The organism is Bacillus sp. FSL K6-0994 (genome assembly GCF_038630815.1).
GTDB lineage: Bacteria > Bacillota > Bacilli > Bacillales > Bacillaceae > Bacillus > Bacillus safensis.
Map to the genome: position 1 here is coordinate 3,701,214 of NZ_CP152043.1, position 16,111 is coordinate 3,717,324.

General features: G+C 42.0%; 19 protein-coding genes. 4 read left to right on the forward strand and 15 right to left on the reverse strand.

The genetic code is table 11. The features are described from left to right. Positions 1–21: 21 nt before the first annotated feature. Positions 22–960: a YybS family protein gene (locus tag MHB69_RS19210; protein ID WP_034283621.1), complete on the reverse strand. Its 939-nt coding sequence runs from the start codon at positions 958–960 to the stop codon at positions 22–24. 303 nt (positions 961–1,263) lie between these two features. On the opposite strand from MHB69_RS19210, the gene MHB69_RS19215 reads away from it, so the two are divergent. Then, positions 1,264–2,190: a manganese-dependent inorganic pyrophosphatase gene (locus MHB69_RS19215; RefSeq protein ID WP_024424048.1), complete on the forward strand. Its 927-nt coding sequence runs from the start codon at positions 1,264–1,266 to the stop codon at positions 2,188–2,190. Positions 2,191–2,244: 54 nt separating this feature from the next. On the opposite strand, the gene MHB69_RS19220 is transcribed toward MHB69_RS19215, so the two are convergent. From MHB69_RS19220 to MHB69_RS19235, 4 genes are all read right to left on the reverse strand, one after another. Further along, a complete protein-coding gene (locus tag MHB69_RS19220; RefSeq protein ID WP_034283623.1) occupies positions 2,245–3,102 on the reverse strand; it encodes a DUF3298 and DUF4163 domain-containing protein in 858 nt (285 codons plus the stop codon). Further along, the gene (locus tag MHB69_RS19225; RefSeq protein WP_034283625.1) at positions 3,103–3,597 is read right to left on the reverse strand and encodes an RNA polymerase sigma factor; all 495 of its coding nucleotides are present in this window, start codon (positions 3,595–3,597) and stop codon (positions 3,103–3,105) included. Positions 3,598–3,745: 148 nt separating this feature from the next. Next, entirely contained in the window at positions 3,746–3,898 is a 153-nt protein-coding gene (locus MHB69_RS19230; protein ID WP_342495874.1) for a hypothetical protein, read from the reverse strand. 8 nt (positions 3,899–3,906) lie between these two features. Beyond that, positions 3,907–4,404, reverse strand: a complete 498-nt coding sequence (locus MHB69_RS19235) for a hypothetical protein (RefSeq protein WP_342495875.1) — start codon at positions 4,402–4,404, stop codon at positions 3,907–3,909. A gap of 105 nt (positions 4,405–4,509) precedes the next feature. Between MHB69_RS19235 and katX the strand changes: the two genes are divergently transcribed. Beyond that, positions 4,510–6,099 carry a catalase KatX gene (gene katX, locus MHB69_RS19240; RefSeq protein ID WP_342495876.1) on the forward strand — a complete coding sequence of 530 codons (1,590 nt, stop codon included), beginning with the start codon at positions 4,510–4,512 and terminating at the stop codon, positions 6,097–6,099. A gap of 49 nt (positions 6,100–6,148) precedes the next feature. On the opposite strand, the gene wrbA is transcribed toward katX, so the two are convergent. From wrbA to MHB69_RS19290, 10 genes are all read right to left on the reverse strand, one after another. Next, on the reverse strand, positions 6,149–6,763 hold the full coding sequence (wrbA, locus tag MHB69_RS19245; protein WP_034283654.1) for an NAD(P)H:quinone oxidoreductase: 615 nt from the start codon (positions 6,761–6,763) through the stop codon (positions 6,149–6,151). Between the two features lie 72 nt (positions 6,764–6,835). Next, positions 6,836–7,444: an alpha/beta hydrolase gene (locus tag MHB69_RS19250; protein WP_034622294.1), complete on the reverse strand. Its 609-nt coding sequence runs from the start codon at positions 7,442–7,444 to the stop codon at positions 6,836–6,838. Next, positions 7,441–8,391, reverse strand: a complete 951-nt coding sequence (locus MHB69_RS19255; protein ID WP_046312559.1) for a ring-cleaving dioxygenase — start codon at positions 8,389–8,391, stop codon at positions 7,441–7,443. The genes MHB69_RS19250 and MHB69_RS19255 overlap by 4 nt, the downstream gene beginning before the upstream one ends. Positions 8,392–8,601: 210 nt before the next feature. After that, positions 8,602–10,119: an osmoprotectant update ABC transporter permease/substrate-binding subunit OpuFB gene (opuFB, locus tag MHB69_RS19260; protein WP_342495877.1), complete on the reverse strand. Its 1,518-nt coding sequence runs from the start codon at positions 10,117–10,119 to the stop codon at positions 8,602–8,604. After that, the gene (locus MHB69_RS19265) at positions 10,112–11,077 is read right to left on the reverse strand and encodes an ABC transporter ATP-binding protein (protein WP_034283633.1); all 966 of its coding nucleotides are present in this window, start codon (positions 11,075–11,077) and stop codon (positions 10,112–10,114) included. The genes opuFB and MHB69_RS19265 overlap by 8 nt, the downstream gene beginning before the upstream one ends. A gap of 203 nt (positions 11,078–11,280) precedes the next feature. After that, positions 11,281–11,520 (reverse strand): 30S ribosomal protein S18, encoded by a 240-nt coding sequence (gene rpsR, locus MHB69_RS19270; RefSeq protein WP_008359105.1) that lies wholly within the window; start codon positions 11,518–11,520, stop codon positions 11,281–11,283. Between the two features lie 40 nt (positions 11,521–11,560). Then, entirely contained in the window at positions 11,561–12,103 is a 543-nt protein-coding gene (ssbA, locus tag MHB69_RS19275) for a single-stranded DNA-binding protein SsbA (RefSeq protein WP_007497456.1), read from the reverse strand. A 36-nt stretch (positions 12,104–12,139) separates the two neighbouring features. Beyond that, on the reverse strand, positions 12,140–12,427 hold the full coding sequence (rpsF, locus tag MHB69_RS19280) for a 30S ribosomal protein S6 (RefSeq protein WP_024424058.1): 288 nt from the start codon (positions 12,425–12,427) through the stop codon (positions 12,140–12,142). A 108-nt stretch (positions 12,428–12,535) separates the two neighbouring features. Next, on the reverse strand, positions 12,536–13,636 hold the full coding sequence (gene ychF / locus MHB69_RS19285) for a redox-regulated ATPase YchF (protein WP_024424059.1): 1,101 nt from the start codon (positions 13,634–13,636) through the stop codon (positions 12,536–12,538). A gap of 217 nt (positions 13,637–13,853) precedes the next feature. Further along, the gene (locus MHB69_RS19290) at positions 13,854–14,060 is read right to left on the reverse strand and encodes a DUF951 domain-containing protein (protein WP_008347561.1); all 207 of its coding nucleotides are present in this window, start codon (positions 14,058–14,060) and stop codon (positions 13,854–13,856) included. Between the two features lie 294 nt (positions 14,061–14,354). Between MHB69_RS19290 and MHB69_RS19295 the strand changes: the two genes are divergently transcribed. Together MHB69_RS19295 and MHB69_RS19300 are read left to right on the forward strand one after the other, a co-directional pair. Beyond that, a complete protein-coding gene (locus MHB69_RS19295) occupies positions 14,355–15,674 on the forward strand; it encodes a hydrolase (RefSeq protein WP_342495878.1) in 1,320 nt (439 codons plus the stop codon). Between the two features lie 15 nt (positions 15,675–15,689). Continuing rightward, positions 15,690–16,100: a hypothetical protein gene (locus tag MHB69_RS19300; protein ID WP_034283636.1), complete on the forward strand. Its 411-nt coding sequence runs from the start codon at positions 15,690–15,692 to the stop codon at positions 16,098–16,100. Positions 16,101–16,111 lie beyond the last annotated feature (11 nt).

Here is a 16,111-nt window from a genome sequence, read left to right on the forward strand (position 1 = left end):
CTCCTCAACATTCAGAGTGAATTATTTGTTTTTTACTTTTTCTCTTAAATCAAAGCCTATGTCAGCAATCCCTATAATTCGCACAATCACACCGATTGGCGGAAAGAAAACCGTTAACACGACAGCGAAAATGGGTACCGCTTTTGAGATGTTTTTTTCGTGGCAATAATAGAAGAGAAAAGAAAATCCCTGAATAAGCACCAGTATAAATAAAATTTGAAACGCACTCGTTTGAACGAGCCATAAAAAGCTGCCTTTTTCCGTCTGAATCAGCATCAAAAGCAATGTGAGTAAATAATACCATACCATGCTTTTTGGCAGCCGCATATCCTTAAATTTCTTCAAGGACGGCATGTCTGAAACAAACCGTTTGAGCAAAGGCCGCACGAACCAGTGATTCACAAAAGCCATCAGCGTCACCAAAATCAATAACGCTACAGGTAAAGCACTTAATGCCGTATCCTGCATCTCTTTAAACTGTTTGAGCTGTTTAGCTATGTCCTTTTCAGAAGCCCCGGATTGCTTTAAAACACTCTCTACCATCGGCATCATTTGCTCAATCGACTCTTTCGCAATATTCATAATATCGATTTGAAAGAGCTGGACACTGACAACAAAGGAGATGAGAATACTGAATAAATAAAGCAGCGCACCTGTAATGATGGCATTCCCAGGCTGCCTTCTGCTGTAGAAAACACCCATGCCTAATCCGACGGCAATTAAGATAGGTGCACTCATGAGTCCAGCCATAGACCCAATTAAAAAGCTGATCACTATGCCAATAGCGCCAGCAGCAATTCCTTTTTTCAAGCCGTGTCTGATTGTATAGAGGATGATCGGAATCGGAGCAGCTAGAAAGAAAATAATAGATAAAAGCGGCACATACAAATAAAACAGCATCATGACCGCAAAAATACTCATCATGATTGCGCCCTCTACTAACGCTTTTGTTTGTTTCACACCTTCACCTCTATCCAATCCTTTTGTCTATATCTTGCTCAATGTGTACTTCTATGTATACGTATGATGTCAGCTCCATCATGTCTTGCCCCAACCTTTATTTTACCATAGCGGTAAATCTCAAGTAAAATGCAGGCTGTCCTGGGAGCGTTTCACGTGGAACACCGATATGGAACCGCACATGCAAGTTTTCAAACAGCATGTTACAATTTTTTAGATTATTCTTAGCTATAAACCCTGAATTCAAGGTCAAAAGCTGTTAGAATAGAAACATCATCAATAAATGTAAGAAGGAGAATTCACATGGGAAAAACACTCGTATTCGGACACAAAAATCCTGACACAGACACGATTTGTTCTGCTATTGCTTACGCTGATCTGAAAAACAAAATCGGCGTTCAGGCAGAAGCCGTCAGACTTGGAGAAATCAATGGAGAAACACAATACGCATTAGATTTCTTTAAACAAGAAGCACCTCGTTTCATTGAAACGGCTGCAAATGAAACAAAGCAAGTCATTCTTGTCGATCATAACGAATTCCAGCAAAGTGTAAGCGATATTGATCAAGTACAAGTAACTGAGGTCATTGACCACCACCGTATTGCCAACTTTGAAACAAGTGAACCTCTTTACTATCGTGCTGAGCCTGTAGGCTGTACAGCAACGATCTTAAACAAAATGTATAAAGAAAACCAAGTGACGATTGAAAAAGAAATCGCTGGTTTGCTTTTATCTGCGATCATTTCTGATTCCTTATTATTCAAATCCCCAACATGCACACAGCAAGATATTGATGCTGCACATGAGCTTGCAAAAATCGCAGGGGTAGATCCAGAAGTTTACGGCCTAGATATGCTCAAAGCAGGCGCTGATCTAAGCCAAAAAACGGTTCAAGAATTAATTACACTTGATGCAAAAGAATTCGCACTAGGCAAAAGCAAAGTCGAAATTGCACAAGTCAATACAGTAGATATCGCTGAAGTGACAGCAAGACAGGCTGACATTGAAGCGAAAATCAATGAAGTCATTGCAGCAAAAGGTCTTGATCTATTTGTTTTAGTCATCACAGACATTTTGGAAAATGACTCCCTTGCTCTTGCACTCGGTGCTGAAGCAGCAAAAGTAGAAAAAGCATTTAACGTCACGCTTGAAAACAACACAGCTTTACTAAAAGGTGTTGTATCAAGAAAGAAACAAGTCGTACCTGCGCTGACAGACGCACTTTCTTAATCAACACGACAAGACTGCTGAATCATTCAGCAGTCTTTTTTGTCTATATTCTTTTTAATGAATATACATATCACTAACGAGAACATCCTTTAGCACGCTTGTTGGAATCGTGAATTCAACAACACCCATGTAGCCAGGTGCCACATCATATTCATTAAAGGAAATCACAAGCTTTCCTTTTGAATTGATATAGAAGTTTTGATCCGGCTTAATTTTCTTAAATGGTTCCGCCATATCTTGCTTGCCAATCCAATACATTTTGTTTGAATCCTCTTTCATCTGTTTCTTCATTTGTTCTTTAATATTTTCACTAATTACATCAATATAACGGTCATCTTTAAACAGGCTTGGTAATGTAATCAGGACATGGTTTTTCTTATCAACCGTATCATATGTCATTTCCTCTGCCGCAGAAGCCTGAGTCGTCACCTTGTATCGGCCTAGTGAAAGGATTTGATCATTGTTCGTTCTCACTTCATAACCGCTCTCAACACTTAAATGACCATTTTTATACCCCTTTGTTTCCTTTTCAAAATCTTGATACAGCTTTTTGTTTTCAGCTAAATATTTTTGATTCAGGCTGTCTTGTAATGTTCCGTCCCCAAGTCCTGAAACGTGTGGTGTTTTAAGATCAATATTCGTTCCTTGATCGCTCTTTTTAAATTCTGTAAACGTTACGACTTTCACCAGCTCGCCAATGACAGGCACCTCTGAAATCGCTCTTGCTGCCTGTGGACTGACATTAACCGTTGTGACAAAAAGAGCTGCCGCCGCAACAAGTCCTATTGTCCATTGCTGAAAATGAGGTTTTTTATTTTTTCTTTTTAACGTTCGTTCAACCATCGCATCATATTCCGGTGGAATAGGGATTTCTAAATATTCATCCTTTAAATGTTCCAAATACTTATCCATTTATATTTCCTCCTGTGATAATTCTACTTTTAAAAGCCGCAGCGCCTTATATAGTCTTGTTTTAATGGTGTTTTCATTTTCATCGAGAATCTGGGCGATGTCCTCTAGTTTTAAATCTTCAAAGAATCTCAATATAATGATGACCCGATACATCTCAGGCAAATCCTCTATAGCCCGTTTGACGTCTTGATCCTCGTATACATCTGATTCGCCCTGAGATAAGAATTCAAGCGTATCATCATCTGTCACCTGCACCCGTTTCTTCTTTCGTAAAAAGTCTAGGGCAGCGTTCACCACGATTTTATAAAACCAGCTATGCATTTTGCTCGCATCCTCTAATCGGTGAACAGATTTGAGTGCTTTATGAATGGCCTCCTGAACAACATCCATAGCATCTTCTGGGTTTTTGACATAACTATAGGACAACCGATAAAAACTGTGTTTATGTTCCATGACGTAATCCGCAAATTGATCGTCTATTTTTCGTTTCTTCATTTTACAAAGAGCTCCTTTATCTTAAATGCGCATCTGTTATTTCTTACATTGGATAGACGCGCACCTTTTGAAAATAGTTTGCGCTCGATTATTTTTTAACATGTCATCACATTTACGTTCCTATACAAAAAGAGCGAACCTGAGGGGTTCACTCTTTCCAAGCGGATATTGTTTGATGAACAAACTGTTTTAGTGAAGAAAGCGGATGAATGATAGGAACGCCTGTCTCCTGCTCCATCTCCTGTGCCGCATGAACCATCGAAAGCTGCATCACACAAATGTCTTTCCCTTTTTGCTTCATACATCTTCTCAGCTGCTCCTTGATTTGTTCATCATAGGCTTGCTATCACCGTTTAGACAGAGATGAAAGGCATCCTCCATCACAACCAATTCCACTTCAACCTGTTTGCCCCGCTCTGTGGCATATGATTCAAGCCGCTGCATCGTCCCTTCCACTGTATCTGGGTTGGAAAACACCAGTTGAAGAGGCCCTTGTTTCTCACAAATCATCTCAAATAACGGTTCATCGATCGGAACAATCGGTTGTTTGAAAAGGTGCTGCTGATCACCTAGAGCAGCAATGTATTGTGTACACGTGAGCAGAATGAGATCGGCTTCACTTTCTTGCTTTAATCTTTTGATAGCATACGTTTGCTGCTTGTATTGATCAAATGCAGGATCTTGAGTGGCGCGTTCTATAAATGATGAATCGACTGTGTGATGCAAATCAACATCTGTATCACCAAAAACATCTTCTATATATGACTGATTGGACGGATGGGCGTGAAGGCAGTGTAATCGAATCATCTGGTTTGCTCCTCGTGAAAGTTTTCAATCATTATATCAATCCTTGTATGAAATAGGGAGAAACATGACCATATTGTTAGGGAGATATTGAAGGAGGGATTCGAATTGAAAGAAGATCAACAGCCTAAACCATCTTCAGAGTCAGAAGAAACGTTAACGAATCGGCAAGGTCATCCCGTAACAGACAATCAAAATATGAGAACTGTTGGGAATAGAGGACCCACTACGCTTGAAAACTACGATTTCCTAGAGAAAATCAGTCATTTTGATCGTGAACGCATCCCTGAACGTGTCGTTCATGCACGCGGTGCTGGAGCTCACGGTTATTTTGAAGCCTACGGCACATTTGGTGATGAACCCATCTCCACCTATACGAGAGCGAAATTGTTTCAGGAAAAAGGGAAAAAGACGCCTGTTTTCGTTCGTTTTTCTTCTGTGATTCACGGCGGTCATTCACCAGAAACATTACGCGATCCGAGAGGGTTTGCGATTAAATTTTATACAGAGGAAGGCAACTGGGATCTCGTGGGGAACAACCTGAAGATTTTCTTTATCCGAGATGCTTTAAAGTTCCCTGATTTGGTTCATGCCTTTAAGCCAGATCCTGTCACCAATCGTCAGGACGGCGAGCGTATTTTTGATTTTGTCTCACAATCACCTGAAGCGACGCATATGGTGACATTTCTCTTTTCACCGTGGGGCATCCCCGCAACATACAGGCACATGCAAGGCTCAGGTGTCCATGCGTACAAATGGGTAAACCATGAAGGAAAAGCCGTGCTGGTTAAATATCATTTTGAACCGAAACAAGGCATTCGCAACCTGACCCAAGAACAGGCACAAGCGATTCAGGGAGAAAATTTTAATCATGCCACACAGGATTTATATGAAGCGATTGAGCAAGGAGATTATCCTGAATGGGAGGTATATGCACAGATCATGGAAGATGATGCCCACCCTCACCTCGATTTTGACCCGCTAGACCCGACAAAGCTTTGGTACAAGGATGACTATCCATGGAAACCAATCGGACGGATGGTATTAAACAAAAATCCAGAAAACTATTTCGCAGAAGTCGAGCAGGTTGCCTTTGGGACTGGTGTACTCGTAGACGGTTTGGACTTCTCAGATGATAAATTGCTTCAAGGCCGTACCTTCTCCTACTCTGACACGCAGCGATATCGTGTAGGGCCAAACTATTTACAGCTGCCGATCAATGCACCGAAAAAGCATGTCGCCACCAATCAGAGAGACGGTCAAATGGAATACCATGTCGATCAAGGCAAAGGGCAAAATCCCCATGTGAATTATGAGCCGTCGATACTCGGTGGATTAAAAGAAGCCAAACAGGATGGAAAGGATCATACGCCTTTTGTAGAGGGTGAAGTCAAACGAGAAGCCATTGACCGCCCAAACAACTTTGGACAAGCAGGAGAAACGTATCGCCGTTTTAATGATTGGGAGCGTGAGGAACTGATTAAGAACTTAGTCAACACCCTTTCCACATGTCAAAAGGACATTCAAGACCAAATGATCGAAAACTTTACAAAAGCAGACCCTGATTACGGAAAGCGTGTCGCTGACGGCTTAAAAGCCTTTAAACAAGAGCAGCCAAGCGGACCTATCGGCTCTACAGGCGCTGCCGAAGCCGTGGACGATGCCATCAACAACAGCACACCATCAGATCCTTATTAATGAAAAAAAGAATGCAGCGGCGAGGCTGCATTCTTTTTATTTACATCTATTAAGCGTTTTGACCTTTTTTGATCCATTCTGCTACATTGACTGTACGTTTTGCCTGATGTTTCACAGCTGCTTCTGCATCCTCTTGGATTTTTCCATTTTGGTCAACAGTGACACTTACGCCATAAGGGTTGCCCCCTGCACCGTATAAGGAATCATCTGTGTATCCAGGAGCGGCAATAATGGCTCCCCAGTGGAACATCGTCGTATATAGGCTGAGAACCGTCTGCTCCTGTCCGCCATTTGCGTTTTGAGCTGAAGTCATCGCGCTCACTGCTTTGTTTGCCAATTTACCTTGGAACCACAAGCCGCCTGTCGTATCTAAGAACTGCTTCATTTGAGCTGGCAGGTTACCGAAACGTGTCGGCATGCTAAAGATGATGGCATCTGCCCACTCTAAATCACTTAATTGAACCTCTGGCACATCCTTTGTTTCGTCTAAATGTGCTTTCCATGCTGGATTTGAAGCGACAACTGCTTCTGGTGCCAATTCAGCAACCTTTAATACTTTGACCTCTGCGCCAGCTTCTTTTGCTCCAGCTTCAGCCCATTTCGCCATCTGATAGTTTGTACCTGTTGAACTATAATAAATAATCGCTAATTTTACGTTTTCCATTTGTTCCATCTCCTTTTGTTTATTTTGCCCAAAAAGCTTCTGTAAAAATCCCACCTGTATTCCCCACCTTATTTAAAATTGACGACGATACCATAAAGCCGCAGCATCGACTTCTTCTCTCGTTAGCTGATGTCCGCGATTTTCCCAATGAAGTGTAACCGATGCACCTGCACCCTGCAGCAATTGCTCCAGCTCCTGTGATTCCTCTGGACGGCACATTGGGTCATTTTCACCTGCTGCTATAAAGACTTGTTTCCCTGCTAATGAAGGCAATGAAACTCCGCGTCTTGGAACCATTGGATGATGCAGGATGGCGCCTTTTAGGGCATCCCCATAATGGAATAACAAGCTTCCAGCAATGTTTGCCCCATTGGAATATCCGATAGCTACCACATTGTGACGATCAAATCCATATTCATCAGCTGCTTCGCCGATAAATGTATATAGTTCCTCAGTACGCTCAATCAAATCCTGTTCATCAAATACACCCTCTGCCAAACGTCTGAAAAAACGCGGCATGCCGTTTTCTAATACATTCCCTCTCACACTAAGAACAGATGCATCAGGATCTACTATCTGTGCAAGCGGCAATAAATCTTCTTCCGTCCCGCCAGTTCCATGCAGTAATAACAGGACAGGTCTTTGTTCATTCTTTCCTTTTCGAAAAAGATGCTTCATCATGAATCTCCTTTCCCTTTAACTTCTCTCACTTCAATTGGAAACACAATTTGTTCAATCTGGCTGCGCTGCGCCTCATATTGCGGTGGCAGTTTCAATGCTTCACCCATTGTTTCCACTGATTCATCGTGTGCAAACCCTGGAGGATCAGTAGCGATCTCAAATAATATGCCGCCAAGCTCTCTAAAATAAATAGCATTGAAGTAATTTCGGTCTTGCACAGGTGTCACTTGATACCCGCTTTGTGCAATATGTCTTTGCCAATCTAATTGATCATGATCATCTGTTGCTCTCCATGCAATATGGTGCACAACTCCAACACCCATACGTCCTCGTGGAACAGGTGTGATGTTCACATCAATGACATTGCCTATTTCACCAAACGAACGGAATCTCACATAGTCTCCTTCTGCTCCGACTCGTTCAAGTCCCATCGTTTGCTCTAGCAGCTGCATCGTTTGCTCCGGCTGCGAAGTTAATAAAACAGCTCCGCCAAATCCTTTAATGGCTACATCTGGTGTGACACCATTAAAGGTCCACTCGTTTTGTTTTCCTTCCGCACGCTCTACCAGCTCAATCAATAAGCCGTGTGGATCTTCAAATGAGAGAAAAGCTTCACCAAAACGTTCAACCGTTTCATAAGAGACATTAAACTGCTCAAGACGATCCTTCCAGAAAGAGAAAGCGCCTGTCGGTACAACATATGTCGTCACGCCCACTTGCCCTGCACCAATTTGACCTTTTTGTGCCCCCGGCCAAGGGAAAAACGTAATAATTGTCCCTGGAGAGCCGCCTTCATTTCCAAAATATAAATGGTATGTGCCCGGATCATCAAAATTCACGGTCTTCTTCACGAGACGAAGTCCTAAAACACCTGCATAAAAATCAACGTTCTCCTGAGGATGACCTACAATAGCTGTAATATGGTGAATTCCTTCTGTTTTTTTCACTTCTCATGCCCTCCTAATTTAAGTAAGAAACCCCTATTCATTATGTCTTTACTGACGTCTTTATATTATCTCGAATTCGAGATATTAGATCAAAAAAATATATTTATCTCGAATTAAGGATATGATGTTTTTAAATAAATGTCAATGTTTTTTGTTTTTCTTTTAAAAAAGCAGAGCTGCTTTGCATGAAACAGCTCTGCTTTCCCTTGATTATTGCAGCAATTTTTTCTTTTTTAAATAGGCCTTCGCTACCTGAAATGCATCCTTCTCCTTCACATTGACTTCATAATTCATTTCTCTCATCTCATCGTCTGTGATTTGACCCGCAAGCTTATTGAGAGAGGTCTCAATCTCAGGGAATTCAGTTAATGTCTCCTGCCTGAGCAGCGGTGCTCCTTGATATGGCGGGAAAACATGCTGATCATCATCAAGCACCTTTAATTTGTATTGTCTCAATTCACTGTCTGTCGAATACGCATCGACCAAATTGATATCTCCTTTTTGAATCGCTCGATAACGAAGCTTCGGCTCCATCGTCACAACATCGTCAAAGGAAAATTCATAAGCTTTTTGAATGCCTCGATACCCATCCTGACGATCAGAAAACTCTAAGGTAAATCCAGCTTTTATACGGTTTTTGATCTTACCTAGATCTGAAATGTTGGACACCTCATATTGATCAGCCAGTGACTGCGGCACGGCTAAAGCATACGTATTGTTGTATGCCATGGGCTCAAGAAGACGGAGCTGAAAGGACGATTCCAATCCACGCCGCGCTTGCTCATACACTTTTCTTTTATCTGTGCTTTTTGCTGTTTCTTTGAGGAATTCAGAAATCGCTGTACCCGTAAACTCGGGATAAATGTCAATATCACCAGAGCGTAATGCCTGGAAAACAAAGGAGGTTTTACCAAGACCGGGCTTCAGATTCACTTGAATATCTGTATCCTGTTCAATTAAAAGCTTATACATCGAGATCAAAATCTCAGGCTCTGATCCTAACTTCCCGCCAATGGTGATTTCTTTCTTTTCTTGCTGAAACAGCGAGGGGGCAGCGACAACTGCTCCTGCAATGAGAGCAAAAACAGTCACAGCGATCACAGTCTTTTTAAAGGAAATTTTCTCAAAGGTTCGCAGCACCACATCAAATAAAAGTGCGAGTAAGGCTGCTGGTATCGCACCAATGACAATGAGCGACATATCATTTCGATCAATTCCCAGCAGAATTAAGCTTCCTAATCCCCCAGCTCCGATCAGTGCTGCCAGAGTGGCGGTCCCCACAATGAGTACCATCCCGGTTCGGATACCCGCCATAATGACTGGCATGGCAAGTGGAAGCTCTACCTTTAATAACCGTTTGCGATGATTCATCCCCATGGCAAGCGCTGCTTCTCTCAGGGAAGGATCGACCTCCTGAATGCCTGTATATGTATTTCTTAAAATAGGGAGTAAGGCATAGACCACAAGCGCAATAATCGCAGGCACTTGCCCAATCCCCACGAGAGGAATCAGCAAGCCAAGAAGTGCAAGCGACGGAATCGTTTGCAAGACAGCCGTCACCCCAATGACCCACTCCGCTAGCTTTGGAACCCTCGTTAAATAGATACCTAATGGAATGGCAATCAAAATCGCTAAAAATAAAGCAATAAAAGAAATTTGAATATGCTCAAGTAAGGCGTGCCCCAATTGTTCTTTGCGTTCCCAAAACACACGGGTCCAATCATTCATGTGACTCGCCCCTCTCTTTAGAAGAATCAGCTAAAAACTGAATCACTGCTTGACGATTCACTAGTCCAATCCGCTCTCCATTCTTTTCAACAGCCAATTCCTCGTGCTTTGCCAATAGAGACAAGGCTTCATCCAGTGTGGCATCTGCTGAGACCGCCTCATAGAGGAAAAGAGCTTCGTGAGCCATCGGTTGGGCCAAGGTTTCCAGCTCGAAAGCTTGATGTCCCACATGGCGGGCAGCCCCTGAAACAAACTCCTTTACAAAGGCATTGGCTGGATGTTGAACCAATTCCTCAGGACGTCCGATCTGCACTACTTTTCCTTCATTCATCACACAAATCCGATCACCCAGCTTCATAGCTTCCTGCATATCATGCGTCACAAAAACAATGGTTTTTTGTATGCGGCGCTGCAAATCAAGCAGATCATCCTGCAATTTCTCCCTCGTTAGTGGATCTAACGCACTAAAAGGTTCATCCATCAGGACAATCTCAGGATCAGCTGCAAGTGCACGTGCCACACCGACACGCTGCTGCTGTCCACCAGAGAGCTCTGCTGGCTTTCGATGCCGATACATAGCAGGATCAAGCCCGACCATCAACATGAGTTCATGGACACGCTGATTGGTCTCATTCCGGCTCCATTGTTTAAGCTCTGGCACCACAGCAATATTTTCTTCTATGGTCATATGAGGAAAAAGCGCAATTTGCTGCAGAACATAACCGATATCCCAGCGCAGCTCATACATATCAAAATCACTTATTTTTTGACCCTTTATGTAAATCTCACCTTCTGTAGAAGAAATGAGACGATTGATCATTTTCAATGTCGTCGTTTTTCCGCTGCCACTAGGTCCAATCAATACAAAAAACTCACCTTGCTGAATCTCCAAATCAACAGATTGAACGGCATAGCGCTCATCAGAAAATTGCATCGATACCTTATTAAATTCAATCATCTTCCCACGCCCTGACTGCAATTATTTTCTAGACTACCAATATGACAGATCAACCTCATATTTGTATAGAATAAACTGTCACTTTTACATACTTCCCCTAGGTTGACTGTCAAAAACAACTCTAGCAAAAATAGATGGGATTCACAGTGAGGAAAATAAAAAAAGCGAAGAGCCCGGGGCTCTCCGCTTTTTAAGTCAACGACTTACTCACCAGTAACGTATGGAAGTAATGCCATTTGACGTGATCTTTTGATCGCTAAAGTCAATTTACGTTGATACTTAGCGCTAGTTCCTGTTACACGACGAGGTAAAATTTTACCACGCTCAGAAACAAACTTTCTAAGAAGATCAACATCTTTGTAATCGATGTGCGTGATACCGTTAGAAGTAAAGAAACATACTTTACGACGTTTCGCACGACCGCCTCTGCGTCCACCTGCCATTTGTTTTCACACCTTTCCTTTAGTCATTTTTTCAGATCAATTAGAATGGCAAATCATCATCGGAGATGTCAATCGGTTTACCATCGTTCGCAAATGGGTCATCATTAAAGCTATTTCCCTGATTACGATTTTGGTTGTTTTGATTGCCATATGGATTTTGACTTGGTTCATTTCCAAATGGATTCTGATCGTTTTGGCTACCGCCATAATACTGGCCTCCGCTATTGCCACCGCCGCTGTATCCACCTGAACCAGCACCGCCGCTCTTAGGCTCAAGAAATTGAACACTTTCAGCTTGAACCTCTGTCACGAAGACACGCTGTCCTTGCTGATTTTCATAGTTTCTTGTCTGCAAACGACCGTCTACACCGGCAAGACTTCCTTTTTTCAAGAAATTAGCCACGTTCTCGGCTTGTCTTCTCCAAGTAACACAGTTAATGAAATCGGCTTCACGCTCTCCAGATTGATTCGTAAACGTACGATTCACAGCTAGAGTAAACGTGGCTACAGCCGCACCATTAGGCGTGTAGCGAAGCTCAGGGTCTTTTGTTAGTCTTCCGACCAATACAACACGGTTTAGCATATTGAAAGACCACCTTTAAATATATATTTCAATGATTTATACTTCTTCTTTAACAACAATGTGTCGAATGATATCGTCACTGATCTTAGCTAAGCGGTCAAATTCTTGAACTGCTGCAGCGTCAGATTGAACGTTTACGATTTGGTAGAAACCGTCACGGAAATCATTGATTTCGTATGCAAGACGACGTTTACCCCAATCCTTTGTTCCAGTGATCTCCGCACCGTTAGAAGTTAACACGTTATTGAAACGCTCGATAACTGCTTTTTTAGCCTCATCGTCAACTGTTGGGCGGATGATGTACATAACTTCGTACTTTCTCATCTGATTGCACCTCCTTTTGGTCTAAGCGGCCCTAAACGGGCAAGGAGCAATAAATTATATTACTCACAATTGTATATTATAACAAATCACTTGGCCTATGACAAGAACCTATACATTAAAACGGAAATGAATGACGTCTCCATCTTTCACTACATATTCTTTGCCTTCTAGACGAACTTTTCCTGCTTCTTTAGCAGCAGACATGCTTCCGCCAGCTAGTAAATCTTCATACGCAACCGTTTCAGCACGAATAAATCCACGCTCAAAGTCTGTGTGGATGATTCCAGCACATTCTGGCGCTTTCATTCCTTTTTTAAATGTCCAAGCACGTACCTCTTGCTCACCTGCTGTGAAATACGTAGCTAATCCTAGAAGTGAATAAGATGCTCTAATTAGCTGATCAAGCCCTGACTCATTAATACCAAGCTCTTCAAGGAACATTTGCTTCTCTTCTCCTTCAAGCTCTGCAATTTCAGACTCGATCTTTGCACAAACGACGATGACTTCAGCGTTTTCACCAGAAGCAAACTCACGGATTTGCTGCACATATTCGTTGCCCTCATGATCCGCTACTTCATCCTCACTCACATTTGCTACATAAAGAACTGGTTTAGATGTGAGTAAATGAAGCTGTTTGACAAGCTTTTGCTGTTCATCTGTAAATTCTACAGATCTTGCCGATTTCCCAGCTTCAAATGCGTTCATTAGCTTCGACAAAATCTCAAATTCAGCTACTGCTTCCTTGTCCTTTTGTTTTGCAAGCTTACTCACACGAGCTAAACGCTTTTCAACTGTTTCTAAATCAGCCAAAATCAATTCGAGATTAATCGTTTCAATATCTGCTACAGGATCAACCTTACCAGCTACGTGTGTAATGTTATCGTCTGCAAAAGCTCTGACCACGTGACAAATCGCATCTACTTGACGAATATGGGAAAGGAATTTATTCCCTAAACCTTCACCTTTAGATGCACCTTTGACAATACCCGCAATATCAGTGAATTCGAAAGCAGTGGGAACTGTCTTTTTCGGCTGCACCAATTCTGTTAGCTTTTGTAAACGCTCGTCAGGAACTTCTACAATTCCGACGTTTGGATCAATGGTACAAAACGGATAGTTAGCAGACTCCGCTCCAGCCTGTGTAATTGCATTAAATAGCGTTGACTTCCCGACGTTAGGTAAGCCAACAATACCAGCTGTTAAAGCCATTCTTTCATCTCCTCTATATCAAACGTGCTCGTTATACTGCGTAATATGAACCTAGAGCAATTATAAGTAGGTTTACATGAAAAGACAAGCTAACCACCATGCATTTTCAATAGAAGAAACATCGTCAAAAAGAATAAATCAATGCTTCAAAACGAAGAAATTGCACCTGGCTTTGCTGTAGAAAAGACAAATTTAATGAAAAAAGCATGAGGCCTACTTAAGCAGTTGGCTCCTCATGCTTGACGAGAATTTTCTTCATTTTTCGTTCAAAATCTCTTCTTGGGATCATCACGCTGTGTCCGCAGCCTTCACATTTAATACGGATATCCATGCCCAAACGAATGACCTTCCACCGATTGGCACCACATGGATGGGGCTTTTTCATTTCTACAACATCATGTAACCCAAACGCTTTGTCTGCCATCAGCCTTCACCTCTCTTGCTCACTTCATTGAATCTATTGTACAAAAAAACGGCGATGGAGGGCAATGCACAAAACAAAGAGTCTCTTTCAATCGTTCATCCTATTCTTTTTTAGAGAAAAAACCCTTCTTTTAGATCATTTTATTTGTGACCAATAGTTACTTAAACTCCGTTTTTTTTCAATATTGTCACAAACACTGTAGGTCAAAAGGTTTTTATTGGTAGAACGCGGTGGTTTTTCCATATTTTTTGATTTATGATATCTGCATAAATGTTATGTGAGGGAGCAGGTACGATGGTCAATCGAAAGGATAGATTAACTGATAAAGAATATAAAATCATATCCGATCATGCTGGAAATATCGACAATTACCAGCAGCACCATACAATAGAAATAGGTCAGCAAACACTCACTGTCCACGATTTTCTAAAGATCGACCAAAAATTATATGGTTTAACAATGCAGCCGGAACAATCAGATGAATTCATCGTCGCTTTTCACTGCCCGCTGCCACATCAAATGACGGTGTCATCTAAGCAAGATGTACACAACGCGGCACAGTCATTGCTCAAAACTGACTATGCCTATCCAATTGAAAGAAAGTCCCTTGATGGCAATCAAGACCATGTCTTTTTTAAAGGGAAGGAATACATAGAGAAAGTCTGTCAGAAGCATCCGAATGCAGGTATCCATCTCACTGGACAAGCACTTGCCGGTGCTGTTTGTGCTTATATTGCAACAGAACAGCCAGCTGTCAAAAAAGCCGTCACCTTTGACAGCCCAAATATATGGAGCAGCCTGTCGCCTTCGATTCAGCAAAAGGCCCAGCAAGGTCAATATAAACGCATGTTGACTGAATATATTCAGCCTAGTCATTACGTCGGTTTACTCAATCGTCATGATCAAGGAGTTGGACAAATCAAGTACACCGTACCGCCACGGCAGCAAGACTCAGTCCAAGAATCCGTAAAATACAAAAAAAGAGAAATTGACACCTTTTTAAAATCAGCTTTTGCATCTATGAATATAGAATGGAACGAATCTTTTGATACAAATGCTTTTTTAGCTCTCGTTTCAGGAGAATTCAAAGCAAATGGATATTCATTCCATCCAAATGGATCTGCCCGTATTTTAGATGAACAGCTTGATCATAATACAAGTTTTACAGCCATGCTGCTGCAAGAGATTCATTCTGGACGTGCATATGCACAAAACGGACTTGAAATTATCATAAAATCCCATTTACTGAAAAATTCATCCTATGATCTGCAAAGTATTATTGAACATGAAGTGCACACTGTATTTGAAAAAATTGATGGAATTGATGAAAGCGTAAAAGACGCCGTCCATCATGTAAAACAAGAGCTTAAAGGACTCATAGGCTTTGGCCACTATGATTTATTAAGTCATAGTGATGTGGAAGCACTGGTAGACGAAGTCAGGATGGAACAGTCGCATTCCTCCTTTTATTCACACGAAAAACAGTTGAATGCCTTGTACACCCTGAGGGATTACGAACAAGAGCTTTCTGCTCTTTCAAGACATATGTACACAATGGGTGATGACTACGCCAAGGCAGATAGACGCCTTGCAATGCAAATGGGTATTCATTAAGAAAGGAGTCATCGCATGATCAATCAAAATAAGCCTCCTAGTGACGCCCAGCGTTTCTTGCAAAATGTGAGTGCCCGCCGCTCCATGTCTGTATTCGAAAATCAATCGGCACCACACACACAAACACAGTCTCCAGAAGAAATCGCCGCCATTCAGGCCATGCGCAGAGAAGGACAGCGAAAGGATCTAAAACGGCTGCTCAAAATGCGGCTGCACGACGAATTAGCAAATACTCGCGTGCACTTGGAATATCAATTATCTAAAACAGAAGACATGATAAACCAGACGACCATTGTCAAACAACACATTTCCCAGCATTTAAAGGGACAGGCCATTTCAGAATTAGAGGATCGCCTCCAGCGTCTCAAGCAAATGCCTGTCTATGATGATATCAAAGAAGCTATTGATTCAATTCAGATCAAATAAACACAGCTCTA